This window comes from Synechococcus sp. R70.1, assembly GCF_047461675.1.
GTDB lineage: Bacteria > Cyanobacteriota > Cyanobacteriia > Thermostichales > Thermostichaceae > Thermostichus.
In genome coordinates this window covers 1-1,117 of the sequence record NZ_JANSHR010000047.1, presented here as the reverse complement: position 1 = coordinate 1,117, position 1,117 = coordinate 1, and the positions used below count along the sequence as shown (strand labels likewise).

Genomic DNA, 1,117 nt, shown 5'->3' with positions numbered 1-1,117 from the left:
ACGAGGAGGAGTAGAAGGATTCCGAAGCGAGAGAGTCGCGTTGTCAGCCTCCTGTCCGTCATCGAGCATCCGCCCGAAGCATCATGGTAGCAGGGAAAGCGAGGTGAAGCGGGATGAGCCAGAGCGCAGAGTGGCGGCTTATCGACCTGGACAGTGGCCGCTGCATCGCTGAACGGGTCGAGCTCGCTGCCAGCTGGTGGAACCGGCTCCGCGGCTTGATCGGACGCAAGGAGTTCTGCGCTGCTCAGGCACTCGTGCTTCGTCCGTGCTCGGCGATCCACACCTTCGGGATGCGCTTTCCGATCGATGTTCTGTTTCTCGATCACCGGGGGACAGTGCAACGTGTCGTCGAACAGGTGCGACCACAGCGAATCGGTCCGATCCATTGGAAAAGTCAAATCGTCATAGAATTACCTGCTGGAACCGTTCGGCAGTTCGGATTAGCTCCAGGATGCAGGTTGGCTCTTTGCCGAGCCGATGGGGAAAGAGTGCCGTGGCAAGACAACTCGGTCACCGAACCGTTCTAATGGCGCTTCGTGATTGCGTGGAACGCTGGTTTTTACCGTCAACCTGCGGCGGATGTGGTTGGCCTGGTGCGTGGTGGTGCTCGGAGTGCCAGCGGAGTCTGGTCCGTGTCGCGGATTGCCACCCCCGGTGTGTGCGCTGTGATGGTCTCGTGCCGAAACCAAGTGCAGTATGCGCCGATTGCGTCGACTGGCCTGCAGCACTCATCGCGGCACGAGCGTTGTTTCTCTATCGAGGACCCGTTCGTGCCGCGTTGCATCGGGCGAAGTACCGGGGCGAGCGTCGCCGGATGGACGAACTTGCGAGTGAGTTGGGGCGGGCCAGCCCGGAAATCCTGGCACCGTGGCGAAGTGACTTGACCTGCGTCGTACCGATACCCCTTCACCCGTTGCGCCGGCGTGAGCGCGGGTTCAATCAAAGTGCGATACTGGCAAAAGCGGTCGCTGGCCAACTCGACATCCCCTTTCATGATCAACTCCAGCGAACGCGAGACACGGCTTCTCAAGTCGGACGGACTCGCTCGCAACGCTGGGCGAACGTCGCTGGTGCTTTCGTCTGGTCTGGCTCTCCGCTGCAAGGGACGGTGTTACTG

General features: G+C 60.9%; 1 protein-coding gene. It reads left to right on the top strand.

The window, feature by feature from the left end; all coding sequences use genetic code 11:
* The first annotated feature begins 113 nt into the window (after nucleotides 1-113).
* Entirely contained in the window at nucleotides 114-527 is a 414-nt protein-coding gene (locus tag NW807_RS06505) for a DUF192 domain-containing protein (protein ID WP_414425611.1), read from the top strand.
* Nucleotides 528-1,117: the final 590 nt, after the last annotated feature.